This is a genomic window from Anabaena sp. CS-542/02 (assembly GCF_028331085.1).
Taxonomy (GTDB): Bacteria; Cyanobacteriota; Cyanobacteriia; order Cyanobacteriales; family Nostocaceae; genus Anabaenopsis; species Anabaenopsis arnoldii.
In genome coordinates, this window is record NZ_JAQMTM010000019.1 from 1 (window position 1) to 25,000 (window position 25,000).

Annotated in this window: 20 protein-coding genes and 1 pseudogene; 15 read left to right on the forward strand and 6 right to left on the reverse strand. The window is 40.2% G+C overall.

Features of this window, described 5'->3' with window-relative positions; all coding sequences use genetic code 11:
• Positions 1-399 precede the first annotated feature (399 nt).
• From PN447_RS01580 to xth, 4 genes are all read right to left on the reverse strand, one after another.
• The gene (locus tag PN447_RS01580; RefSeq protein ID WP_271760253.1) at positions 400-1,896 is read right to left on the reverse strand and encodes an HlyD family efflux transporter periplasmic adaptor subunit; all 1,497 of its coding nucleotides are present in this window, start codon (positions 1,894-1,896) and stop codon (positions 400-402) included.
• A 105-nt stretch (positions 1,897-2,001) separates the two neighbouring features.
• On the reverse strand, positions 2,002-2,877 hold the full coding sequence (locus tag PN447_RS01585; RefSeq protein ID WP_271760256.1) for an SDR family oxidoreductase: 876 nt from the start codon (positions 2,875-2,877) through the stop codon (positions 2,002-2,004).
• A gap of 54 nt (positions 2,878-2,931) precedes the next feature.
• The gene (locus PN447_RS01590) at positions 2,932-4,098 is read right to left on the reverse strand and encodes an RNA-guided endonuclease InsQ/TnpB family protein (RefSeq protein ID WP_271760257.1); all 1,167 of its coding nucleotides are present in this window, start codon (positions 4,096-4,098) and stop codon (positions 2,932-2,934) included.
• 115 nt (positions 4,099-4,213) lie between these two features.
• The gene (xth, locus tag PN447_RS01595; protein WP_271760258.1) at positions 4,214-4,996 is read right to left on the reverse strand and encodes an exodeoxyribonuclease III; all 783 of its coding nucleotides are present in this window, start codon (positions 4,994-4,996) and stop codon (positions 4,214-4,216) included.
• 432 nt (positions 4,997-5,428) lie between these two features.
• Here xth and PN447_RS01600 point away from each other — a divergent pair, with 432 nt between their 5' ends.
• From PN447_RS01600 to PN447_RS01620, 5 genes are all read left to right on the forward strand, one after another.
• On the forward strand, positions 5,429-5,662 hold the full coding sequence (locus PN447_RS01600) for a hypothetical protein (RefSeq protein ID WP_271760260.1): 234 nt from the start codon (positions 5,429-5,431) through the stop codon (positions 5,660-5,662).
• Between the two features lie 177 nt (positions 5,663-5,839).
• Positions 5,840-6,028 carry a hypothetical protein gene (locus tag PN447_RS01605; protein WP_271760261.1) on the forward strand — a complete coding sequence of 63 codons (189 nt, stop codon included), beginning with the start codon at positions 5,840-5,842 and terminating at the stop codon, positions 6,026-6,028.
• A gap of 68 nt (positions 6,029-6,096) precedes the next feature.
• Entirely contained in the window at positions 6,097-7,128 is a 1,032-nt protein-coding gene (locus PN447_RS01610) for a zinc-dependent alcohol dehydrogenase (RefSeq protein ID WP_271760263.1), read from the forward strand.
• Between the two features lie 176 nt (positions 7,129-7,304).
• The gene (locus PN447_RS01615) at positions 7,305-7,910 is read left to right on the forward strand and encodes a restriction endonuclease (protein ID WP_271760265.1); all 606 of its coding nucleotides are present in this window, start codon (positions 7,305-7,307) and stop codon (positions 7,908-7,910) included.
• A 56-nt stretch (positions 7,911-7,966) separates the two neighbouring features.
• On the forward strand, positions 7,967-9,436 hold the full coding sequence (locus PN447_RS01620) for a class I SAM-dependent methyltransferase (RefSeq protein WP_271760267.1): 1,470 nt from the start codon (positions 7,967-7,969) through the stop codon (positions 9,434-9,436).
• Between the two features lie 94 nt (positions 9,437-9,530).
• Here the strand turns inward: PN447_RS01620 and crtD are convergent, their stop codons facing one another.
• Entirely contained in the window at positions 9,531-11,045 is a 1,515-nt protein-coding gene (gene crtD / locus PN447_RS01625; protein ID WP_271760270.1) for a C-3',4' desaturase CrtD, read from the reverse strand.
• Between the two features lie 162 nt (positions 11,046-11,207).
• Here crtD and PN447_RS01630 point away from each other — a divergent pair, with 162 nt between their 5' ends.
• Positions 11,208-12,482 (forward strand): M16 family metallopeptidase, encoded by a 1,275-nt coding sequence (locus PN447_RS01630; RefSeq protein WP_271760377.1) that lies wholly within the window; start codon positions 11,208-11,210, stop codon positions 12,480-12,482.
• Between the two features lie 4 nt (positions 12,483-12,486).
• A complete protein-coding gene (locus tag PN447_RS01635; RefSeq protein WP_271760272.1) occupies positions 12,487-13,347 on the forward strand; it encodes a fructosamine kinase family protein in 861 nt (286 codons plus the stop codon).
• Between the two features lie 57 nt (positions 13,348-13,404).
• On the opposite strand, the gene PN447_RS01640 is transcribed toward PN447_RS01635, so the two are convergent.
• Positions 13,405-14,271: a helix-turn-helix transcriptional regulator gene (locus tag PN447_RS01640; RefSeq protein ID WP_271760273.1), complete on the reverse strand. Its 867-nt coding sequence runs from the start codon at positions 14,269-14,271 to the stop codon at positions 13,405-13,407.
• Positions 14,272-14,368: 97 nt separating this feature from the next.
• On the opposite strand from PN447_RS01640, the pseudogene cas3 reads away from it, so the two are divergent.
• From cas3 to cas4, 8 genes and pseudogenes are all read left to right on the forward strand, one after another.
• A pseudogene (gene cas3 / locus PN447_RS01645) lies at positions 14,369-16,544 on the forward strand (type I-D CRISPR-associated helicase Cas3').
• A 315-nt stretch (positions 16,545-16,859) separates the two neighbouring features.
• Positions 16,860-17,069 (forward strand): hypothetical protein, encoded by a 210-nt coding sequence (locus tag PN447_RS01650; protein ID WP_271760277.1) that lies wholly within the window; start codon positions 16,860-16,862, stop codon positions 17,067-17,069.
• Positions 17,070-17,313: 244 nt separating this feature from the next.
• Entirely contained in the window at positions 17,314-20,664 is a 3,351-nt protein-coding gene (gene cas10d, locus PN447_RS01655; RefSeq protein ID WP_271760278.1) for a type I-D CRISPR-associated protein Cas10d/Csc3, read from the forward strand.
• Positions 20,665-20,733: 69 nt separating this feature from the next.
• Positions 20,734-21,744, forward strand: coding sequence for a type I-D CRISPR-associated protein Cas7/Csc2 (gene cas7d / locus PN447_RS01660; protein WP_271760279.1), 1,011 nt, complete (start codon positions 20,734-20,736; stop codon positions 21,742-21,744).
• Between the two features lie 5 nt (positions 21,745-21,749).
• Positions 21,750-22,457: a type I-D CRISPR-associated protein Cas5/Csc1 gene (gene cas5d, locus PN447_RS01665; RefSeq protein WP_271760281.1), complete on the forward strand. Its 708-nt coding sequence runs from the start codon at positions 21,750-21,752 to the stop codon at positions 22,455-22,457.
• A gap of 107 nt (positions 22,458-22,564) precedes the next feature.
• Positions 22,565-23,176, forward strand: a complete 612-nt coding sequence (locus tag PN447_RS01670; protein ID WP_271760282.1) for a 2OG-Fe(II) oxygenase — start codon at positions 22,565-22,567, stop codon at positions 23,174-23,176.
• Between the two features lie 125 nt (positions 23,177-23,301).
• Complete coding sequence (cas6, locus tag PN447_RS01675; RefSeq protein ID WP_271760283.1) at positions 23,302-24,153, forward strand: CRISPR-associated endoribonuclease Cas6; 852 nt, start codon at positions 23,302-23,304, stop codon at positions 24,151-24,153.
• Entirely contained in the window at positions 24,146-24,742 is a 597-nt protein-coding gene (gene cas4 / locus PN447_RS01680; RefSeq protein ID WP_271760284.1) for a CRISPR-associated protein Cas4, read from the forward strand. The genes cas6 and cas4 overlap by 8 nt, the downstream gene beginning before the upstream one ends.
• Positions 24,743-25,000: the final 258 nt, after the last annotated feature.

Sequence of the window (25,000 nt, forward strand, 5' to 3'; positions counted from 1 at the left end):
CATCGAGTTCAATAGCTTGGATGACCTTTTGACGAAGGTCGTAACTGTACGACTTGGGCATATACCTATAGCAAGCGATCGCTTCACATGAAAAGGGACTACTTATAGTTTATGCTTAAATTACCTTGGCTGTTGCTATAAGGCAGGAGCAGGGCTAGGAGGTGTACACACAAATGATTAAATACTGGAAATGCTGTTGTGTAAGGTGTGTTGTCACTTAATGCAACGCATCATCGTCAATTTTACTAGCCTTGGGACTAACGTTGATAACAAACCCCAGTCAAATGAAAGGTTTTTGCACTGGGGTGTACACCCGAGACCCTTTGTAATTTACTTCGACTTGTGTGTACATGGTAGGGGTGACTAGAAAGAAAAACTTCTGTGAGGCGTCGGATCAGCTTACCTGACTGAGAATGCTTGACTAAATCTGCGAGTCACAGGCTCAATAATAAAAGTTAAAACTGACTTTTGACGAGTGACAATTTCACCATTAGCAACCATTCCAGGAGTAAAAGCCACCTTTTCGCCCTGGACATTTATAGAATGTTGAGTTAGCTGTATTCTGGTGGGGAAAACTAAACCCAGTTCTTGATCGATAATTGCATTAGGACTAACTTGGACAACTGTCCCATCGATGGTGCCAAATTCCTGAAAGGGAAAAGTTGCCATTTTCACTTTTGCGGTCATACCTGGACGAATAAAACCAATATCACGGTTCCGAACTTTAACTTCTAATAATATTTCTTCGCCTGTAGGTAAGATTGACAGTAGCTCTTCACCGGCCTGTACTGGGCCGGGGGTGGCTTTAACTTTGTAGATTGTACCTGTAACTGGGGCTTTGATAGTTTCCCCGGCTTGCTGTTTTGTTGCTTGTTCAAGTTGACCGTTGATATTGCTGAGTTCTTCTTGGCGCTGTTTGATTTGGGTTAAAATTTCACTTTGGCGCTCAGAGGCTAAACGCTGGGACTGTTGGCGAACTCCTTGATAGGCTTGTTCTGCTTGACGCATTTCTTGGGATTGGGCGGCAATCTCTCTTTTTAAGGATGCTATTCTGTCTTTAATCTCAGTTAATCTATTCTGGGCATTAATTACTTCATCCTTTGCTCTGGTCATGTCTGTATTGGCGCGATTTAATCTTTCTTGCGCCTCTAAGTAGTCAATTCTTGGTAATGCACCCGGAGCAATCAGAGTCCGGAGATTTTCTTCTCTTTCTTGAGCGATCGCCACATTTTTTTCTATTGAAATAACGACATTTTGGGCGTTAAGTAAATTAGTTTGGGCATTTTCAAAGCTGCTTTGAGCGTTGACTAGGTTTTCTTGTAAGCGAAGAGAGCGTTCTTGTATCTGTGCAATAATTGCTTGTTGGCGATTGGCTTCTGCTTGGGTCACAGCTTGACGTGCTTGGTAATCTGCAAGGCGGGATGCTAAAAGTTCATCTTGTAGTTTTGTCCCAGTATCTGTAGTACCAATGCGTTCGGCTTCTAAGCGCTGTAAGTCTTGGGAGATTAATTTTGCCGATTGGGTGAGGCGATTAACATCTGTTTGCTTCAATTCTGGGTCACGTTGAATCAAAACTTGATCTTTAATAACGTGATCGCCCTCTTGTACCTTGACTTTGACAATAGAGCCTCCAGTTAAAGATGTTACTGGTCGCACCTGTGTAGAGGCGATTAATTCCCCCGGTGCGATCGCCACTTCATCTATTTGAGAGAAATTCGCCCAGGCGATCGCTCCAAATACCACTAAGCTCAGTGTTCCTGCCAAAACCCTGGTATATAGTGGGGGCAATTCCTGTACAGCCTTACCGACTTCATAAGATAGTTGGTCTTCTGGTTTAGCAAATTGTTGTTTTGTTTGACGCGCTTGAGCAGCATTTGCGAGTAAGGAATATTTCATAAAATTTTAGATTATGGGGGAATGGGGAATGGGGAATGGGGAATGGGGAATGGGGAATGGGAAGTTTATTCTTCCCTACCTCCTTATCTCCATTCACCCACTAATTCAAACTGCAAGATAGCGGCGCAGAAAATTCTCTAAAGTTTCTAAGTGAAAATTGAAAATCCTCTCTAAGTTAGCTATTTCATCTTTTCGACAGAAAAATTCATTGGCCAGCAATGTGCGATAAGTTCCTAGAGCTTGTTGTGCCTGGGTATTAAATAAACCCAGGGTAGACCGTAAGCCATCAACAACGAATAGGGGAGAATGAATGACTAAAGGTTCCTTATTGAAGATGCGACTAAAAATGCTGGGAATATCCTCACGCAATAAAATCTCCGGACCTCCCACTGGTAATATTTGGTTGCATGCGCCCTCAACTCTGACTGAATCCACTACTATTCTGGCTAAATCATCAGTACTAACAACCGAACTACGGTTTTTAGGATCACCAACGAGCAGATAAAAACCTGTTTCGCGAAACTGTTCTGCCAATGGTAGTAAATTCGATGCTAATCCAGAGGGGCGTAAAATTGTGTAATTCAAGCCACTAGCTTCTAAATATTTTTCTACTGCTCTTTTGGCTTTGAACACGGGAGCATCTTCATATCCCCTTTCAGCTCCTAATACTGAGATAAACACAAAGTGCTTAACTTCATTAGCTTTTGCCTGATCAATGAGTTCAATGTTGGCGCGATGATCCAAGTAGAGGGAGTCACTATCAGAACCGTGGGCGCTGATAATGTACTCCACACCGCGACAAGCTTTTGCAATATCCTGGTCTTGTCGCAAATCACCGATGAAGATTTCTGCTCCTCGGTGTTCTAACTCGTTATAACGCGAAGTGAGGCGGACAAATGCTCTCACTGACTTTTCTTGTAAGCGTAGGAGTCGCACTACTCGGCGACCAATTCCTCCCGTTGCTCCAGTTACCAGAAACATAAGGATTTTGGGTGATGAATTCCATTTACACCGATACAAAAAAGCTAACTAATGCTAACAAAAGTTGACTTTTTCTTCCTGTTTCAGCCTAGCAGTGTCGGCACTATCTAGTCCACAGGCTAACACGATCAATCTGACCGCTTCTTTTTTTAAATTAATCGCAGCGTTTAAATCTCTATCACTCTCAAAGCCACAACTATCACATTTAAACACTCTTTGAGATAATGACAGAGATGATTTCTTTTCTCCACAACTTGAGCAAGTCTTACTACTGGGATAAAATCTATCCACAATTACTAACTTACTGCCATACAGTTGTGTTTTATATTCCAACTGCCTTCTAAATTCATAAAAGCCCATATCTGATATAGCTTTTGATAATTTCCCATTCGCTAACATCCCAGATACATTCAAATCTTCTATCCCTATCACCGCGTGGTTTTTGCTGATATAGGTTGTGATTTTGTGTAATTTATCTTTTCTGATATTAGCTATTTTTTGGTGTAGTCTTGCTATGGGGATTTGGGCTTTTCTATAATTATTTGAACCTCTGAGTTTATGTCGGTTCAAATATTGCATTCTTGCTAATTTAGATTCATACTTTTTATAGCTTTTTGCTCCATCAAATACTTCTCCTGTTGATAATGTTGCTAGATGATTTATGCCTAAGTCAACTCCTACAAACTCTTGATTTTTGGGTGTTGACTTTGGGTTTACCTCCAGTTCCCACGAGATAAACCACTTATCAGCTTGTTTACTGATGGTGACACATTTCGGTTTATATTCAGTCGGGAGAGTTTCATAAGTTTTTAGCCAACCAATTACGGGTATTTTGATTTTTCTATAATCAATTTTTATTGCACCATCTAAGGTAAAAGAATCATGTCTCCCTTTTTTCTTAAATTTAGGAAAGCCTTTACTTTTTTTGAAGAAGGATTTAAAGGCATCTGACAGATATCTTAATGCGTATTGAGGGGCGCATTTAGAAACTTGATAATACCAAGGAAGGGTAGATTTAATGGCTGCTACTAACCATTTATGTAAATCTATAGCTGTGGGAAATTTGATTTTGTCTTGAGGATTAAGTTTGTTATGTAATAATACCTGTTGACAAAGTGCTAAACCTTGATTCCAAGCGTGTCTGGCTACTCCTGGGTGTTGCGCCAGTAGTAGTCGTTGTTGCTTGTTAACTTTGAGTTGAGTTTTGAATCCTAGTAGCATACAGTAATTTTACTGCAATTTTGTCACAAAGCGAAAACATGACAGGAAATTTTGGGTAAATGTGAGTATTTGTTAGTATTAGTTAAGAAAACAGTAACTACCTACTAACCCTAATCTAAAATTCGACAATTACAGGAGTGTGGTCGCTAGGTTGGGGCAATTTTCTGGGGGTAGGGTCAATGATGCAGCTTTTGGCGCGTTCATAGAGTATTGGGGTGAGATAATGATGGTCAATTCGCCAACCCATATTGCGCCTAAAAGCTGCGGCGCGATAGTCCCACCAACTATAGTGTCCCCCTTGGGTGGTAAACTTACGAAAGGCATCAGCAAACCCCAAATCTAAGATATCTCGTAAAGACTGGCGCTCTGGTTCGGATGCCATGATATGATTGTCTGTATTAGCTTTTTCATGAATGTCTTCGGCAGCTAAGGCAATGTTGAAGTCACCACACATACAGAGTGCAGGTTGTGAAAGTAAAAGGGTGTGTAAATACTCCCTTAGTACCATCAGCCAGCGTAGCTTAAACTCGTATTTTTCGCTGCCCACGGACGAACCATTGGGGACATAGACATTTACAATGCGAATACCATCAATTACTCCTGTAATCAAGCGCTTCTGCACATCCCATAGTGGGTCAATATTGGGTAGAATTGGCGTGAAACCGGCGCTAATATTGCTAAGTGGTTGACGAGTAATCATCGCTACACCATTATAAGCTTTTTGTCCCGAAAAATAAGTATGATAGCCCAATTCTTCTAAAGGCGATCGCGGAAAGTCCACATCTACAACTTTTGTTTCCTGTAAACAGAGGACATCAATGGGATTTTCCCCTAACCAAAATATCACGTGTTCCAGGCGAGTGCGAATTGAGTTTACATTCCAAGTGGCTATTTTCATTTGCTTATGGAAAAAAATATTAATTTTTAACTAGTTTTGGCAGGAATTATTTTACATGACTCCAGTTAATCTATTTTGGTTAACTTATGGTTAATAAAAATTACAAATATCTGAGACTTTTCGTATTAATAGCTACAGGAAATATTATTCTGTAACTGCCAATACAAAAAATACTAACTATGGCATGATCCCCAAGGTAGATGCAACCAGTCTCAATTCAGGTATATCCTAAAGGTATGGCTGCTAATTAGCCATTCTCGATCTGGGAAACTCTCTTGGTAATGGTTAATTATAACCTTAACTAACATCGGCTTCCCAAAGGTTAATGGGGTCAATTTATATCAGAAAAAGTAAGTACGAATTTTCTGTTTTGAGAAGCTGATGTAAATACTTATTCTGAGTAATTCTTCACCACGTAAACCAAAACAACTGATGAAGATCGCTCAACTCGTTCGCCAAAGGGAAAGAGTTACGCTTTGGTATCAAATCTTACTTTCCACATCTTGTACAATCCTGATTATCCGAGATCCTCAAAAAGTATTTACCTACTATCGCCAGCAACCTTATGTCAGTATTAGCAAAGCCCAGCAGCCAATTAAACTTAACTATGTCGCTACTTATAACGGTATAGAAGCTCAGGATTATCCCTTCATAGTCCAACCATAAAAATCCTATTATCTAGCGTTTTTAGGCCGCTTTTCTGTTGGAAAAGGGTCTTAAACAGGTGATCGCCATTGCTAAACTTGGTTGGCCTTTGAAAATAGTTATTTAGATACAGATCAGGTCAGATTTTAATTAAATTTTTTTTCCAACTTTTAAACAACTTTACTTGAGAAGGATCCTATGAATATGATGTCCAACATCTGTCCGTGTTGCGGTGGTTCCCTCCTGCGTCATATCCGTCATAATGAGTTGTATTGGTTTTGCCAATCCTGTCGCCAAGAGATACCTATGTTAACTGTAGCTCGTGTGGCTCGTACGCCCGGTGAAACTCACCATGAGGCTGTACCTCAAACTACACTCAGAGACTAGGGAGAATTTCTCAGTGTCTGCCACAATCTGATAAAATCAAGTGTAAATAACTAATTAGGTTCCAAGCTGTGTTAGCAGCATTACTCTACGGTCAAGAAGATTTACGCTTAGAACAGGTGGCTGAACCCACTCCTACTAGTGGTGAAGTGGTGATTAAAGTGGGTGTAGCAACCACCTGCGGCACAGATTTAAAGGTTTGGCTGCGTGGTGGCCATGCCAAAATGCTGCAACTCCCCACCTTGTTTGGTCATGAGGCTGCGGGGGAAATTGTGGCTGTGGGTACTGGTGTGAGAGATTGGCAAGTTGGCGATCGCATTGTCGCTAATAATTCCGCACCATGCATGAAATGCTTCTTTTGTCAACGACAGGAGTATTCTTTGTGTCCCAACATTACATGGAACAACGGCACTTTTGCCGAATATCTCAAAATTCCTGCGGCAATAGTACAACATAATATGTTAAGGGTTCCAGATGGGTTGCCTTTATCCTTAGCATCCATGACCGAACCTTTAGCCTGTGTCTTGCATGGTGTGGCTCGTTCTCATGTGCAACCCCATGACCGGGTGGTTGTGTTGGGAGATGGGGCGATTGGGTTGATGTTTGTAGCTGTATTAGCTCAGACATCACAAGTTATCCTATGGGGAGGTAATGACCACAGACTGAAAATAGGTCAACAACTGGGAGCAACACACACATTTAATTATCATCACATCCCGGATATTCCCGGTGTAGTGAAAGAAATTACTCAGGGATGGGGTGCTGACGTGGTAATTGAAGCTACAGGCGTGCCTAGTGTCTGGGAAACCGCCATCACTTGCGCCCGTCCTGGTGCAACTGTAAATTTATTCGGTGGTTGTCCCCGAGACACAAGTATTACAGTTGACACAGAAAAGTTACATTATAGTGAACTGACTTTAAAAGGGGTATTTCATAATACACCTGAATATGTGCGGGCAGCTCTTTCACTCATAGCTAGTGGTAAAATACCTTTTGAATTGTTAATCAGTCAAGAGCGATCGCTACAGGACTTAGAACAGGTGTTTTACCAGATGAAAGCCCGTGAGGTGATTAAAGTAGCTATGATTCCTGGTCTTCCCTAAGACAAACCTATATTTTATAGGTAAAATTTATTACTTGTACTGATTTTTTGCAGTAGCACAACAGTCAAAATAGGTAGGGGGGTTGTCAGGATAGCAATCCCAGAAGATTTATGATATTAGGATATTTACTGGATCGACCAGAAATGCCGTAATTAATATTGTTTTTTGCTTCAACCATGAAAATTTTGACCATAGAAACCCTATGTACTGAAGCTGCAGTGTTTTCAGTCGCTGAGTCTAGACACCCAGAACCATTACTTTACGGTGTTACTGATGGGAAAGCAATTGGAACATATTATCTAGAGCAGAAATTTAAGCTCTATCTCAAACAGAAGTATGATTTTGTTCAGGGTAATTCAGCTAGTGGTATTGACTTTCCCCAGTTATTAGTTGATATTAAAGTCACAAGCATTAAACAACCACAGTCATCGTGTCCTTATAAATCTGCAAGACAAAAGATTTTTGGACTGGGATATGGACTAATCATCTTTGTTTATGATAAGACAGACAAAAGTACAAATCAGACTGCAAATTTAAATATTCAGCACACAATTTACGCCAGTACAGAAAGAACGGCAGATTTTCAGATGACTCGTGGAATTCGGAGCATCTTGGAAAATCAAGGTAACAAAGATGACTTGATTGCTTTTATGTATGATAGAAATTTGCCTGTTGATGAAATTGAAGCATCTAACATCGCAGACGAAATCCTGCTTAACCCTCCCTTGCAAGGATTTTTAACTATTTCTAATGCCTTGCAATGGCGACTACAATTAGGATGAGTTATTGAGCGTGCTGGACAAGAAAAAGGCATAGTTGCTGTTTACAGGGCTAACCAATGATTCAGACTGGTGATCAGACAAAAATAGAATATGGAGATTTCCAAACCCCGGTGGAACTCGCTCAAGAAGTATGTCAGCAGTTGATAGAAATTGGTGTTAATCCAGATGTGATTATTGATCCCACTTGCGGAGTTGGTAATTTTATTAAGACTGCTGCACGTTTATTTCCATCAACTAAAAAGATTATTGGAGTAGAGATAAACTCAGATTATTTACAGAATGCACACACGGAAAAACTATTTTTAGAAGATAACAGGATTGAGCTTAAAAATGCCAACTTCTTTGAGTTTAATTGGTTATCATATGTAAATCAATTGCATGGACAAATTCTCGTGCTTGGTAATTTTCTCTGGGTGACTAGTTCGCAACAAGGAGGAATTGGTGGCACAAACCTACCCAAAAAAAGTAATTTTCAAAATCACAGAGGCTTGGACGCTATAACTGGTAAGAGTAACTTTGATATTTCCGAATGGATGCTAATTCAGTCTATACAATGGCTACAAGGGCGTAATGCTTACCTAGCAATGCTTTGCAAAACTTCCGTTTCCAGAAAGTTATTGGGCTACCTTTATTCTAATAATCTTAATTTGGCTGACTGTGCAAGTTATAGCATAGATACAAAAAAGTATTTTGATGCATCTGTGGACGCCTGTCTATTCTTCTGTAAATTTGATTCAACCTCTAAAAACTACTGCTGTAATGTATTTAGTAGTTTGAGAAGCTCAGAATATTATACAATAGGTTATCGCCATAATCTCCTCATAAGAGATATAGTTTCTTTTGAAAAATTCAGTCAACTATATGATGTCAATCATCAAAAGAAATGGCGTTCTGGGATTAAACATGATTGCTCGAATGTCATGGAGTTGCGTAAAAATAATAATATTTTTGTAAATGGACTAGGAGAAACTGTTGATATTGAAGAAACTTATGTGTTTCCTTTAATTAAAGGTTCGGATGTGGCTCAAAATCGTATAAAAAATACTGATCGATATCTCCTAGTGACTCAGAAATTTGTTGGTGAATCAACTGAGTCTATAAAACATTTAGCTCCTAAAACCTGGAGTTATTTAGAGTCTCATGCAAGTTATTTAGATAACCGCAAGAGTAAAATATACAAAAGTAATCCCAAGTTTTCTATTTTTGGTGTTGGTGCGTATACTTTTGAACCTTGGAAAATTGCAATTTGTGGTCTTTATAAGAGGTTAGAATTTCGGTTAATTAGCCATATAGTTAGTAAGCCTGTCGTTTTTGATGATACTGTTTACTTCCTGAGTTTTGAGAATGAGGAGACTGCACACAAGACCTTTGATATGTTGAATTCTCCATCGGTAATCAAGTTTTATTCATCTCTGATTTTTTGGGATGAAAAGCGACCAATTAAGTCCAGCATCTTAAACAGCTTAAACCTAACACTTGTAATGGAAAAGTTGGATGCAAAATACCTAAAAATGACAAGACTATGATCAGGGACTGGAATTAGATATGTTGGTTTTTGCAATTCAACCACAGATGAACACAGATACGTAATGTTAACTTCTAACTAGAAATCTGTTAATTCTAAAATTTCGCCTGAATTTGTCTAACTACTGTCAGCGCTGAGTAACTGACCCCAGCTGTACCTTCTCCTGGATGAGTTGAGTCACCTACTAACCATAAATTCTGGATGGGTGTACGATTGGCAAATCCAAAAGGGCCAAAGGTGGGTATTCTTTGACCAATACCACCAACTATACCCCGATCGCGCCCTGTGTAATGGGCAAAGGTGCGGGGTGTAGCAGCTTCTACATGAATAATGGTTTCTGGTTTGAGGTAGAAGTATTGGCCAAGACGAGCGATCGCATCTTCTGTATACTGTTGCTTTAACTGTTGATAATTCTCACCTTGCCACCAGGGTGTAGGATCGACAAATGATGAAGCGATAATTGTGGCTTTACCTTCGGGAGCGCGTCCATCTCCGGGATGACTCACGGAAACAAACAAAGAATTATTTTCACCAACCGGGCCGTTAACATCATACAAAAATTGTAAATGGGGGGGACAACCGGGGGGAATAGCACTTATATCTACCCCTAAATAAACCACAAAGGCTCCCGAAGCTGGGGGTAATTTTTCCACACGGTTTTGATAACCAGCAGGGGCTTTTTCTCCCAATAGTTGCAGTAAATTCTGCACGGTGACGTTAGCAACTACATGATCTACTACTTCGGTCCAGACTTCACCTGTTTTCTGGTTTCTAATAACTACAGCATGGGCTTGATCATTTTCTACCTGAATTTTTTCCACAGTATGGCGCATTAATAACTTACCACCATCTCGTTCCAAGGATGTCACCAGGCGATCGCTGAGTACCTGCATACTACCCTGGAGATGGAATAATCCTTGGGGTAATTGAGAGACACTCAACGCCGTTGCAGCATAGAGTAAAGCTGTCTCCTCCGCACTAACCTGGGAATACAGTTTTAATTGCAAATCTAAAAACGTCCTCAGACGCTGGTCCTTACCCAGTCCGTAAAACCTTAGAGCATCGCCCACAGTAAATAACGTATAGGGTACTGTAATCAATGTACTTGGGCGCACCGCCTGAGCTAGTTGCCATAAATCCCACAAATTACGCGGTGGTAATACTGGGTCACGCCCTTGAAATTGCCAACTAGCCTCAAATAACACAGACATCATCTGCCAAAAAGGTTCGCTACCAGGAAACTGTCTTTGGCGTTCCTCTCGCCATTTTTGGGGGTCACGCCAAACATTAATTGGTGTACTTTCTCCAGGTAAATACACAGCACAAGCAGGATCACAGGGTGTCGCATCTGGTAAGTCTATAGCTAATTCCGAGAATATGCGGTGATGAATTCCCCCCGGTTCTAACCCAGCAACCTGAGTCGCCCCCACATCGAAGGTAAATCCTTGACGTTTAAATGTGGAAGCACAACCCCCCGGAACTAAGGCTTGGTCGAGAACTAAAACACTGTAACCCCTATGGGCCAATAAAGCCGCCGCAGTCAGTCCACCGATACCTGCACCAATAACAGCAACGCGGGATTTAGTTTTGTGACTAGAAATATTGGTCATTGATATTTATCTTTATAATTCTTAATATTACTACTCATAATTTTACTTCATCTGGGAAAAAAAAGCCGGGTGACATTCACAACCTAAACAGTCTCCTCAAGATACAGATGAAAATTAGTGGATAAGATGAAAGAGTAAAAAGCCGTGACTCCCCTACCACCCATGACCTCAACTCTGGCAAAATTCCCTCGGATAAACGCCCCCACACTCCACCAATTACCTAACGGTTTAACCATAGTCGCAGAGCAAATGCCAGTAGAAGCTGTAAATCTCAGCTTGTGGATCAAAGTAGGCTCGGCGGTAGAATCTCATAGGATTAATGGCATGGCTCACTTTTTAGAGCATATGGTTTTTAAAGGCACTGACCGATTAGCTAGTGGTGAGTTTGAACGTCGAATTGAAGAACGGGGTGCTGTGACTAATGCAGCCACTAGCCAAGATTACACTCATTACTACATAACCACTGCTCCCAAAGACTTTGTAGAGCTAGCGCCATTACAAATAGATGTAGTCCTTAATGCCAGTATTCCTGATCATGCCTTTGAACGGGAGCGTTTAGTGGTTTTAGAAGAAATTCGCCGTTCTGAAGATAATCCCCAGCGACGGACATTCAGAAGAGCAATGGAGACGGCTTTTGAGCATTTACCCTATCGCCGTCCAGTATTGGGACCAGAAGCGGTAATTTCTCAACTGCAAGCTCAACAAATGCGCGACTTTCACGCAACTTGGTATCAACCCCAGTCAATTACCGCCGTAGCTGTGGGTAATTTACCCGTAGAAGAATTAATTGCAACTGTAGCTGAGGGATTTAGTCATAGTGAACACAGAACAATTAATACTCAACAGTTAAGAGTTAATCCTGAACCTGCGTTTACAGAAATTGTGCGTCGGGAATTTGTCGATGACAGTCTTCAGCAAGCACGTTTAGTCATGGTGTGGCGGGTTCCAGGGTTGGGACAGCTAGATGATATTTATGGGTTGGATGTTTTGGCGGGTATTTTGGGACATGGACGCACATCAAGACTCGTGCGAGATTTGCGGGAAGAACGGGGACTGGTAAGTTCTATTAGTGTTAGTAATATGACTAATCAGTTACAAGGGACATTTTATATTACCGCTAAATGTGCTGTGGAAAATTTACAAGCTGTGGAGGAGGCGATCGCCCAACATATTCGTATACTACATACAGAGTTAGTTTCAGAAGCAGAAATTGCTCGGGTGCGGCGGCGGGTAGCCAATAGGTATATATTTGGTAACGAAACCCCAAGCGATCGCGCTGGTTTATATGGTTACTATCAATCTATGATAGGAAAGTTAGAACCTGCTTTTAATTATCCCTATCATATTCAATCCCAAGATACCACTGACTTAATGCGATCGGCAAAACAGTATCTTTCTCCCGATGCTTATGGGGTAGTGATCTTAAAACCCTACTAAGAAAATGTGGACTGAAATTGATACCCATATTAGCCAAGTCACCGGCAAAAAATTTCAAACTCAGCGCCAGCGCGGTGTTAGTGGTGGCTGTATTAATCAAGGTTATGCTATTTCTGATAGAGATATAACTTACTTTGTGAAGCTAAATCAAGCATCTCAAGTGGGGATGTTTGAAGCTGAGGCGCTGGGCTTACAGGAAATACTGGTTACAAATACCATTCTTGTACCTCAACCCATTTGTTGGGGTACTGCTGGTAACTATAGCTATATCGTCTTGGAATGGCTGGAAATGGGAGGCGGTAACGGTAAATGGGAAGAAATGGGGCGCAAACTAGCCGCGATGCACAAAGCCATTAGTAGTAAAGGTTTTGGATGGAAAATTAATAATACTATTGGTTCCACACCTCAAATCAACACCTGGACAGGAGACTGGGCAGAATTTTATACCAAATATCGTTTAAATTATCAATTTCAATTAGCTAGGCGACGGGGGGGTAGTTTTCCTCAGCAAGATGCACTACTGGCGGCTATTCCTGATTTATTAGCAGGTCATCACGTACAACAATCCTTAGTACATGGTGATTTATGGGGTGGGAATGCTGGTTTTACCGTGTCAGGAGAACCTGTGATATTTGACCCAGCTACTTATTTTGGCGATCGAGAAGTTGACATTGCCATGACAGAATTATTTGGTGGGTTTCCCCCTGGGTTTTACCAAGGTTATAACCAAGTGTTTCCTTTAGATCCAGGTTATCAGCAAAGAAAAACCCTCTATAACCTCTATCACATTCTCAATCACTTCAATTTATTTGGCGGTGGTTATGCTTCCCAAGCCAATCGGATGATTGCGCAGATTTTAGGATAAATTTCACGGGAGAGTCGAAGACCTCTGAAGATGGGGATGATGTTATGGGAGTGGGATTTAACTTGTGGTTTCAATATCGTATAAGTTGCAGAGATTGCGAACTTTTTCCTTGAGGCGATCGCGCACATTCTCAGGTAGAATTACTACACAGTCTGGCCCATACTGCATCACCTCCCGGCTAAACCAAAAGGTATTTGATATTGTCCTCACAACTCGGCGAACCCCTGCTTGATCTGGTAACCATTCATTGATGTGATCTTCCGGTTTGGCTTGATAACCAAAAGCCAATCCGCCAAATATATGTATTTCCACCTCTATTGTATCTAACTGAGAATGCCAATTACCAGGGATGGAAGTTACAGCCGCATCTGTAATTCTATCTAAGCGTAAAGTCCAGTTATGAATCAGCTCAGGGATATCAGAGTTTCCTTCTGTTTCCTCACACCAGCAGTTAAGATATTGGCGCTTTTCCTGGGGGGTAATCCGAGCATGGCGCACCGTAAAATTCAGTACGCGCCCTGCTGCATCTTGGTAGGAAAGCTGAAATGGTTGCTGTCGCAGAATGTAGTTATCTATTTGTAACCGCCAAGGTGGGGGGAGATTTTCTAGAAAACCTTCGATTTCCGTTCGCAATGGTACTGACAGTTCGCAGCGCTCTAGAAGCAGGTGAGCAATAATTTGGGCTTGTTCTACTTGTCCAATGTCGGTTAATGCACCTATACAGCGATGTAATGCTCGAATCCTGTCTTCTGTCCAATTGTTATTGTTACCAATGCGTAACTTACGTTGGGCTATAGCTTCTATGAGCTTGGATATGTTCGGGCGATTTCCCCACATCATACCAAATTGCAGAGCTATGGCTTCCAGTTCTGCTTTATCCCGCTCCTTTAAAGACAGAGTTATAGACTGACCTTTCCGACTCATATTTGTACGGACACTTTTATCCAGATATATCTTGCTAACATCTATTTTGCATGGCATGATCAGAAATAACAACAGTTTACGGACACTATTTAAGTGAATGTCGGCAGATTGGAAAATTACTCTCAAGCCTGTTTATTCTCAAACCGTCCCCACACCTGACGGCGTGAAATTACCTGAAAATTGGTCACTTTCTTGGCATCAATTAGCTACCTTAGAAGCACTACGGGATTCAAATATTGACGTAGTGTTTAACACAGCCATGACAGGGGACGGTAAAAGTTTAGCGGCTTATTTAGAAGTGATTCAAGGTCAATCTTCCGCCATTGGACTTTACCCAACTAACGAACTTGCACGAGACCAAGAAACACAAATTAGAGGATATATTGCCCAACTTCAACCAGAAAATGAGCCGCGTGTAGCCAAATTAAGCGGGGCTGACTTAGAAATTTATGCGGAAAATGAAGGACTAAAAAAAGCGGCCGCGATTGCAACTCTCGCAAATCAAAGAGAAGTATTACTGACTAATCCTGATATCTTTCACTATTTGCATAGAGGTGCTTATATAAGTCCCGTTGATAGCCCAGATAAATTATGGGGTAGGATTGATAAAGATTTTGGCTTATTTATTTTTGATGAATTTCATGTTTTTACAGCCCCCCAAATTGCCAGTGTAATTAATACAATGTTGTTAATTCGCTGTACAAATCGGCGTAAAAAATTTCTTTTTCTCTCAGCTACACCAGATCCAAACTTAATTAGCAGACTGCAACAGGCAGGATTTCGCTGTCAGGTGATCAATCCCATTGCGGAGAATAAATATCAATTTCCTGCCACACCAGACCAAGAAAAGCAACTACAAACACAGGGTTGGCGACAGGTAGCCAGAACAATAACCCTCAACTTTATTCCTTTAGAATCTAGTTCTAAAGCTTCGGAAAATTGGCTCAAAGAAAATAGGGAGTTAATTTTATCTCAGTTTAAAAATTATCCTGGTAGTAAAGGAGCAATTATTCTCAACTCCATTGCAACAGTCAAGCGCTTAACGGCATTTTTTCAGGATTTTTTTCAACCTTATGATCTAACAGTAGGAGAAAATACAGGGCTTTCTGGAAAGGAAATAAAAGAACGCAGTCTCATGGCTGATTTAGTTATCGGTACCAGCACAATTGATGTAGGGGTTGATTTTAAAATCAATTTTCTGATGTTTGAATCATCAGATGCAGGTAATTTTATTCAACGGTTGGGGCGGTTAGGTAGACATGATGGCTATGAGAAAGATGGTCAAATGATTAAGTTTAACCACTTTACAGCTTTTGCTCTTGTGCCTAACTTTTTAGGAGAACGTTTATTTCAGGGAGATTCACCACCCTTACAGGTAGATGGTACTTATGAGCGCCCATTTTTTCACAGCATAATTAATGATAACTATAGAAAAATAAATGATTTTAATGGTTATTATCGCCGCTGGGGTACTGTACAATCATTTTGGCTATGTTACCAATTGAGCGATCGCACAATTAAACAACAGTATGCCCAAAGCCGACAACAATTTCAAAAAGCCTGTGAGCAAGTATTTAATAATAGCCTCAAATCCATAGGTGAAGATATTCAGCAATGGGCGGGAGACTGGAAAGCAATCTCAGATAAACCAGGTAATCCCATTGCTGAAGAAGCTGTTAGTTTTCGGGGTTCTAGTCCTTTGCAATGTGGGTTGTATGACTTAACGGAAGAAAACCCAGCAGACAGGTTTAAAACCTACGATTTACCAGGTATTTTGAGCAATTTAGACATTGAAATGTGGACAGAGGCAGGATTTATGCGGACACTCGCAGAAACCGCACAACGCACAGAACAACCCATAGCCAAAGGTAGATTTGCTCATTGTCTCGCATTTATTAAGTTGCGTTCCTACCGTGAGGAACGACTGAACTGGAAATTTACCTATCCGGGAGACTTACAACCAATAGCGGAGACTGGGAAAGTTCAGGTTTTAACTGGGGTGGAAATTTCCCAACCTGAAAATAAATGGATCAGTGCAATTAACAAACGCCTGAAAACACAGGGTTTAGTTGCTTACATCATTCGTCGCCCTGTATCGGAAGTGCGGATGCGGTTACGACTACCAATGCACTTTCAGATTTACCCCATTTGCGACCAGTACAGCGTTCATGATGCTAATGCACCTTATGCGATCGCTTTTGGTCAGTCAGCACTGTTGCTAGATACCCTCGCCTATAACTTGAAAAGCAAAGGATGAGATATGGATTGTTTAAGGTTTCAATCCCTGATAGGGATTTAAGAAAAAAAGCTTACGGTTTTAAGCACAGACTTATTCTTTTCAATCCCTAATAGGGATTAATTAAGTGGTTACGTGCTCGTAAAGCTTTATCTGATGGAAGTATTTCATAGTCAGGTTGAATATGTCAATAGCAGAAGTGTTGAATAATCCTGTGCTTATAGAAATCAGAAAAATTCTTTGATAACAGGTTTCGTTTTATGTAGGTTCAGACTATCAATTACCTGCGCAAATATAACAAGCATTTGGGCTGCTATGTATGTAACTCATAAATTGTGAAATCGAGAATATTATGAAAGATAAATTGACAAACCTTGAGAAATTAATTGCAATTCTTAAGGATGGCAAATGGCATTCTAGCGATGAGCTAGCAACAAATGTGAGTTTCCGATTTGGACACACCATATTTGAAGCTCGCAAAAAAGGCTACCTAATTGAAAAAAAACAAGTTGCTAATAACCAAGTTGAATATAGGTTATTAACCGAGGAACCAATGTCATAGGTTATCCGATAATTTATCTAGGTAAGCCCTACAAGAAGAAAGTAGCAGCTTGCGGTATTAAGCTCAGGCGTAAGCAATCTTAATCCCCAACAGCTTGGCTGATGGTTGAATAAGTCACTTAAAAAGCCACATCTTAAGATACTAAGCTTTAGTCCAGCTTTCCTTTTAACAAAGTAGAAAATTGAATCAATAATATCCTCCTTACCTGCAACAAATAATCAGTCAATTTCATTATTTGTAGATCATGAATAAAAAAACTCAAGCCATTGCAGACAATAACCAGCTAGATTTATTTGACAATCAAAATCAAGAACTAGAAGAATTAGACGATGATTTGTTTAATCAAGACTTTGGTTTTGATGGTGATTCTTCAGACCGTACCATTGAAACTCAGGGAGAATTACTCACACTTAAACTATTGCGAGAAGCAATTCATGCACAAAATCCTCATGATCCAGTAATGGCTGATTTCGCTGAGTATGTTTTACCCAACCTCCTAAATATAGCGATTGGTGTTACAGCCAAAGGCGGTAAATTCTTTGATGAAATTGACCACGAGCGAGCAGCAGCAGGTAAAAGTAAAGTTCGCCGAGATAATGCTGCTGACCAATCATTGAATACACATTTACTCAATGGTTTATTTCCGGCTAACTTAATTGAAAAGCGGTTACAACAACTTGATACCACAGTCCGAAGACTGGTGAAAGAAAAAGAACGCCGATTAGTAATTGCAGGCTTTATTTTACATGACTTTGAAAAATTTCCCGATGTCCCAGCAGACTGTCGCCAGTTACCCTTAACCGAACAGCGCCAAATTATTGATCAAAAAATTCACCAGTTAGGACTTGATAAGTTTATTAACCCAGATAAATGGGAAGCCTATCAGCAATATTTAGATGATTTATTGTGCATAGCTTATAATGCACAAAGACGCTGGGATACTAACTGGAATTTTTCGGAATTTGGCTTAAATCCAGTTCTCAAAGATCGCACTATTAAAAGTTTGTGTCATTTAACTTGTTTAGCTGATTCCCTGGCCTCAATTGTCAAACATCCCCAAGATGCAGAACATAACCGACTCAAAGAGATTCTGCATCAATTAAGTGATGGAAAACTAAAATTTACCTATCACAGTATTGCTGAAAATAGAGGGGTTTTAACTAATGTAGTTAATAATGCTTTAATTGATGCTCATACCAGTGTCAACACTGATGAAAACATTTACTATCAACCTTTACTGTATTTACCCACAGGTGTAATTTATCTAGCATTGCGTAATGCACCGCCCATTAATAAAGAAAATTTATCAGACCGTGTAGTTAATAGTATTAAGTCACTGTGTGCAGGTCAACTGCGTCTGCGACAAACAGGATTTGGTCGAGATGGTAAGGGAATGAAGTATGCGGAATATTACAATTTATTCTTTGAGCATTTAGGTTTAATGCAAGTAGCTTTAGATGCTACATTAAGGATATTAAACCCCAATAAATCTTCCGTTGCTCAAAGTCGCAGTGAAAATCTGATTAAATTTCAGCAACAAAATGTTTTATCTGCTGACCATGATTTCACATTTAAAGATGATATCCGCATCGACCAAATAGCAGAATTTGGTGATTTAGTCACTCGTAAGATTTGGGAAGAGACCGTTAAGCGCATTGATGCTGCGAGAAAGAAAGATAAAAAACTACCAGCATTACCAGATTTAGACTTAACCCACAAAGTCGCCGAGTTGTGGAATTTAACAGCATATTTACCCGCAATTCGGGAAATTCAATGCATTAACGAAAGTCTGAAGGAAAAGAAGTTAAAAGGAAATACTGGGGGAGTACCTTATGAATGGTATTATTTAGCGGCTAAATATTTAGAATCTCATCCGGGGATTGAAAACATCCGCGAAATTTGTCAGGAAATTATCGATTACTTATCAACCTTGATTTCACCGATAATTTCTCAGTATGAATTACCCGATGGTTGGGAGGATTTAAGACTGTGGGTAAATCGCGTCGTCATGTTGCCAAATAGGAAGCAACAATTATCACCTGTAGCTGAAAGTCAGACATTTTTAGACGAATTAAATAGTTACAATGCTGCTAAAAAATCAGGAAGAGGAAAGCAACTTATTTGCTCAATTTCTCATTCAGCTTACACCGTGACTGAGCAAATGGAATCAGCAGTTTTATTTACACCCCAAGTTTATACAAATAAACAAATGTTGGGAGGTTCCAACGCCAAGCGAAACATTTCCAGTATTGCGGGTGTGGAAATGATGCTCAGGCAAATTTTGATGAATCAAACTCAAGCAGTTGGTAAACGCTTTGAAGACGGAAAATACCGCTATCTCTATTTTTACCCAACTTATTATTTCACCCCAGAAACTAATAAGTTTTTACAAAAAGCATACAATAGTATTGCTCAAACTCGCTTTGATACTAGCATACGTAATCATTTCATCAGCAAGGATTTACAGGCAAACTTAGAAAAGGCAAATTACCAAAAGGTAGATACCTTCATCATTGATGAACATATCCAGGCTGGAAAAGACCGCATATTTAAGCTTTCTTATCCTGAAGATCAACCCTTAACATTTTATTTTATGGCACTCCCCCCAGGAAAGGACAGTACCGACACTGAATCTTGGATAATGCCGAGTTGGCTAGCTTTTGCTTTTCCCATGATTCTAGATGTAAAAACAGTGGTTTCTGAGTCGCCAATTCCACCTTTTAATGATGGTGCTGAATTTGAGGAAAGCGTTTTTTTAGATAGTGCGCCCCATGCTTTCCGCGCCTTAGTCAAAAGGGATAGATTTCGTCTTGATTACATTTTAGAAGGTTGGGAAGAAAACAGTATTCAATACCCAGCACCATTAAATGTGTTAACGGCGGCTTATGCTATTCATTTAGATGTCAATGCTAAACAAGGTAAAACTGGTTACGATGCGAATTGGGGTAAGTTTGCAGAACTAGCTAAGGATTTTGAAACCAGTCCTTTGAATGTTTTTGCTTATCTCAATCGCTGGGTGCGTAACCAAGGAGTGGAAACAGCCAGAATTGCAAAAGTTAGGCTTTATACCTATCATTTTTACCCTTGTTTTGACCCTCATGTGAAATTTGATCAAAATATGGAGCAGTTAATTGTGGGAGAACAATCAAGCTTAAATCATCCGCAAAAATTAACAGATTTGTACCGGAAATTTTACCGCGCTAATAAGCGTTATCATCCCAAATCTAATGCTGTGTTGAAACCCATAGATATGGCATCTGAAACTATTCTTAAAGCTGAGTCTAGTGTTTTTCAGGGAGAAACATTAGTAATGGCGGTGGCGGCGGAAGTGTTTAAACTCATGGACCGTGTTCATGCTTCTACTGCTGAAGGACGTTGGGTAATGAGTAACCGTGAACAAGAACGCCAAGCTGTTGTAGATTTTTCCAGATATTTTGTTCAGGAGGTATTTGAGAAATCATTTGCGGGCGATCGCGCTCGTTTAGCAGGTCGTCAAATCAATTTAATTCGAGATACTTGTGAGTTCCTTTACCGCCTTGCAGATGACAAGGAAAACGCCGAAAAAGATACCGAAAAAGATGATGTAACTGAGTAATTAGATATTTCCATTAACCCAATTTCTAACCCAATATCAAACACATTCAATTCTCTGGAGAGATTAATCATGTCATTGCTAAAAACAGTTGCTTCAAAACTATTCCAAGCTGCAATTCCCTACAAACCGATGGGAAAATATGCCCATTTTCTCACTGTCCGCATTACAGAATCTTATCCACTTTTTCAAACAGATGGAGAATTAAATAAAGCCAGGGTGAGAGCTGGAGTGAGAGATAAAGCCACAATCAGCCGTTTATCAATGTTTAAGCGCAAACAATCTACCCCAGAACGTTTAGTTGGTCGGGAATTACTGCGTAACTACGGCTTGATGACTGCGGAGGAATGCGAATATAACGTTAGTTTCGCTATGGATAATCCTGATTGTATTATTTACGGTTTTGCCATTGGTGACTCTGGTTCGGAAAAATCTAAGGTAATTGTAGATACAGCATTTTCAATTACCCCTTTTGACGAATCCCACGAAACTTTTACCCTCAACGCCCCCTTTGAAAATGGTACAATGGCATCCAAGGGGGAAAATGGTTCTAAACCCGGTGAAGTTACCAGTCGTATTAATCAGCAAGACCATATTAGACCGCAGGTTTTCTTCCCTAGTATTGTCACCCTCAAAGACCCCACAGAGGCCAGTTTCCTTTACGTTTTTAATAATATTCTCAGAACCCGCCACTATGGAGCGCAAACCACCCGTACAGGTCGCCTGCGCAATGAGTTGATTGGTGTTGTGTTCGCAGACGGAGAAATTACCAGTAATCTCCGTTGGACTCAAGCGATATATGACCAAATGAAAGCCCAAAATACCATTCATCCTCCTGAACCTTTGGATGAGGATGATGTAATTACTGCTGCTAAAAGTGCAATTGAGGCTTTAATGGCTGATGAATTTATTGTACATACTGATTTTATTGGTGATGCTTTTTCACCTCTGCTACAGGAAGTTAAGAGCCTTACAGGTACAGAAACAGGAATTAAAGCAATTTTAGAGAAAGCTGATGGGGAAGCCAAGGATTATGCTAAAAAGCACATTAGCAAAAAGAAAACAAGTGCTAAGGCTAAGTAACCTCTATGAGCATTATCTACCAATGTCAATTAGAACTACATGATAGCCTGTATTTTGCCACCCGTGAAATTGGGCGACTTTACGAAACAGAGCCAATAATTCACAATTACGCCCTCTGTTACGCACTGGGTTTAGTTGATAGTGAAATCCACTCTACTACCGTAGCTGATGAACATTCCTATCGCTACTTTAGCCAGGAACAAGTACCAAAATATGAGGAGCATTTAATACCACTCAACCAGCAGAAAATTTACATTACTCCCGCTAGGGTTTTGCATCATTCCGCCATTCTCAACACCTGGAAGTATGCTAATAATAACTATCATGTCGAGATGGAGAAAACCCAAAAGAACATCCCCAGTTTTGGTAGAACTAAAGAAATTGCACCAGAAAGTCAATTTGAATTTTTCCTAGTTTCTGAAAAACCAATTAAATTACCAAAATGGATCCGCTTGGGTAAGTGGATGAGTAAGGCTGAGGTGACAGTTACGGAGTTACATAACTCTCACACTACTGAGGGTTTATTTACTTGTAAATATCCTTTAAACCCTTTAGATGTCATGTTTACTAATCAAGTTATTAGCTATGATGTAGTAAATATGCCTCCTGTTAGCCTGATTCAAAATGTCCAAATGCGAGGTTTATACTATTACTTTGATGATATCCCAGGGTTAAAGCTTCCCGCTCGCATGGAATACCGTTTTGGGAGTTAATCAAGGTCGGTTTTAGCAATATGGAACCACAGATATATACAAATAAACACAGATGATTTATCTAATGTGGTTCCTAATTTTACTTTCTATCGCTTTTTAAACTCACGGTGAAATACTTTCAACAACAGCATAACGCTTTCCCAATGGAGTATCTCAATAACCTATGGGGAGAAATTCAGGCTTGTTCTTACTTTGCGATCAATAACCTTAACCGCGATTTTGTCGCCACTAAGGGATTTTCTCTAGTGTTTAGGCGATCGCACATCTCCACTGTAGAACAAAAATTTCCCTACTTTAAGCCCTACTTAGATTTAGCTCTCCAACCTAGTTGTAATGCTTTTTACCTCAATCCATTACAGCTGCAACAAGGTTCCCGTGTAGACCCCCACATTGACCGCTCCTTACGTTCTTACTGCAAAACCATAGAACCGCCTATGTGTGTCAGTGTTCTGTATGTACGCTTACCTGAAGATATGGTAGGGGGAGAACTAGTACTGAAGTCCCATAAACGCCAACTGGGACAAATTAAACCCCAGGTGAACACTTTACTTTACTTCCAAGGTGATTTAACTCACTCCGTTAACGCAGTGCAAACCCCAGGAAGTCGGTTGAGCTTGGTTTGTGAACAGTATAGTTTAAGTCAATCTGAACTAGCAGAAATACCAGATTTTACCATTGAGTCAAGAGCTACCAAATCTAGCACAAAAAAACGCAAGTAAAACGCCCCAATAAAACAGCAAAGTAAATTGTTGAGTTTTTATTGACTTTGGCTATATCTCCCAATTACAAATTACCTTTACCTCACCCCTCCCCACCAAACACAAAATATTCCTAACTATTAAATATGCCTCATAGCTTAATTCTTAACCTCCTTCCCTTGTCGCCTATCCCTCCCCAGTTTCTCACAGGAAGACATCTGCACGCACTATTTTTAACCCTTGTCAGTTCCGTAGATCCTACATTAGGCGATCGCCTACACAATTCTACTGCAGATAAGGCTTTCACCCTCTCACCCCTACAAACTAATTTCCTTCAGGGAACTAGAGGAATGTCTAAACTACAACATACACATCAAGAAGCCATCCCCCCAGGAAAGCCTTGCTGGTGGCGCATCTCCCTGTTAGATGACACACTCTTTAGTCAACTTACCCAACTCTGGCTCAATCTTAACCCCAATCACCCATGGCATCTAGGCCCCGCTGACCTGTATATTACCAGCATTCAAGTTACACCCCAATCTAACCAACCTTGGGCTAATGCTATCTCCTACAGTCAATTATACGAGCAAGCCAGCGATCGCTATCGCACTATTCACTTTACTTTCTCCACACCCACCGCTTTCCGTCAAGGAAAATATGACAGCACCCTCCCCACTAGAGAATGTATCTTTAACTCCCTACTTTCTCGGTGGAATAAATATAGTGAAATCGAAATTAATCAAATTGCTCTAGAGTCAATATTCCCCTCATTCTTCAACATTCATACAGAAATTGTCGCAGACTCTCGTAGTAAATTTATTGGATTTGCGGGAGAAGTGAGCTATCAAATCTTAGGAGAAATAGAACCTATAGAAATTAAAAAAATTAACGCCTTAGCTGATTTTGCCTTATATGCAGGGGTAGGACGGAAAACACCAATGGGTATGGGGATGATGCGGCGAACATATCAATCAAAACTCACCAAAAATTATGAATAATAATACCGAATATATCCAGATTGCGGCCTTGAACCAATACGCCTATTGTCCTCATCGCTATTGGCGGATGTTTTGTACTGGAGAGTTTACCGATAATCAATATACCATTGAAGGCACTAATTTACATGAGCGTGTCCACACTATGGGTGATATTCATGGAGGAGACACCTGGGAAATCCGGGCGATTTATTTAAAATCAGAAACATATAACCTCATGGGGAAATCTGATTTAATTGAAGTTGTAGCAGGTGAATATTATCCTATAGAATACAAACGGGGACGTAAAGGCCAGTGGGATAACGACGAATTACAAGTTTGCGCCCAAGCATTATGTTTAGAAGAAATGACAGGACAAACTATCAACATGGGCTATATCTATTATGCCCATTCCCATCAACGCCAACCAGTGGAGATTAATCAACAACTCAGACAAAATACCATCGCCACAATTGCAGCCATCACTGACTTACTCACAACTGGTAAAATACCACAACCATCTTATAGTAAACGTTGCCAAGGATGTAGTCTTTATTCCCAATGTTTACCGAAAACCAAAGATAAATTAAGAAACTATCAAGAAGCTAATTAAATGTGGGGGATACCAGCATTTTCAACTCTATCTAATTCTCTCCTAAACCTATTTATAGTATATAGCAATCCTAAATGATTCATGAACAATTTCTGTTCCCTGTTCCCTGTTCCCTATTCCCTTTCCTCACTCATAATTTCTCAAGTCAAATAGGATGACTATAGATGTAATTTGTAGAAAATCCCCCACATCATCAGACATAAAATACACCTCTATAAATTAGAACTCTTCTGGGGTGTACATCTTCACCACCATAGG

Excerpts from the sequence above, each read along its gene's own strand:
- PN447_RS01580 (WP_271760253.1), bottom strand. The coding sequence starts at position 1,896 with ATGAAATATTCCTTACTCGCAAATGCTGCTCAAGCGCGTCAAACAAAA.
- PN447_RS01585 (WP_271760256.1), bottom strand. The coding sequence starts at position 2,877 with ATGTTTCTGGTAACTGGAGCAACGGGAGGAATTGGTCGCCGAGTAGTG.
- PN447_RS01590 (WP_271760257.1), bottom strand. The coding sequence starts at position 4,098 with ATGCTACTAGGATTCAAAACTCAACTCAAAGTTAACAAGCAACAACGA.
- xth (WP_271760258.1), bottom strand. The coding sequence starts at position 4,996 with ATGAAAATAGCCACTTGGAATGTAAACTCAATTCGCACTCGCCTGGAA.
- PN447_RS01600 (WP_271760260.1), top strand. The coding sequence starts at position 5,429 with ATGAAGATCGCTCAACTCGTTCGCCAAAGGGAAAGAGTTACGCTTTGG.
- PN447_RS01605 (WP_271760261.1), top strand. The coding sequence starts at position 5,840 with ATGAATATGATGTCCAACATCTGTCCGTGTTGCGGTGGTTCCCTCCTG.
- PN447_RS01615 (WP_271760265.1), top strand. The coding sequence starts at position 7,305 with ATGAAAATTTTGACCATAGAAACCCTATGTACTGAAGCTGCAGTGTTT.
- PN447_RS01620 (WP_271760267.1), top strand. The coding sequence starts at position 7,967 with ATGATTCAGACTGGTGATCAGACAAAAATAGAATATGGAGATTTCCAA.
- crtD (WP_271760270.1), bottom strand. The coding sequence starts at position 11,045 with ATGACCAATATTTCTAGTCACAAAACTAAATCCCGCGTTGCTGTTATT.
- PN447_RS01630 (WP_271760377.1), top strand. The coding sequence starts at position 11,208 with ATGACCTCAACTCTGGCAAAATTCCCTCGGATAAACGCCCCCACACTC.
- PN447_RS01635 (WP_271760272.1), top strand. The coding sequence starts at position 12,487 with ATGTGGACTGAAATTGATACCCATATTAGCCAAGTCACCGGCAAAAAA.
- PN447_RS01640 (WP_271760273.1), bottom strand. The coding sequence starts at position 14,271 with ATGAGTCGGAAAGGTCAGTCTATAACTCTGTCTTTAAAGGAGCGGGAT.
- PN447_RS01650 (WP_271760277.1), top strand. The coding sequence starts at position 16,860 with ATGAAAGATAAATTGACAAACCTTGAGAAATTAATTGCAATTCTTAAG.
- cas10d (WP_271760278.1), top strand. The coding sequence starts at position 17,314 with ATGAATAAAAAAACTCAAGCCATTGCAGACAATAACCAGCTAGATTTA.
- cas7d (WP_271760279.1), top strand. The coding sequence starts at position 20,734 with ATGTCATTGCTAAAAACAGTTGCTTCAAAACTATTCCAAGCTGCAATT.
- cas5d (WP_271760281.1), top strand. The coding sequence starts at position 21,750 with ATGAGCATTATCTACCAATGTCAATTAGAACTACATGATAGCCTGTAT.
- cas6 (WP_271760283.1), top strand. The coding sequence starts at position 23,302 with ATGCCTCATAGCTTAATTCTTAACCTCCTTCCCTTGTCGCCTATCCCT.
- cas4 (WP_271760284.1), top strand. The coding sequence starts at position 24,146 with ATGAATAATAATACCGAATATATCCAGATTGCGGCCTTGAACCAATAC.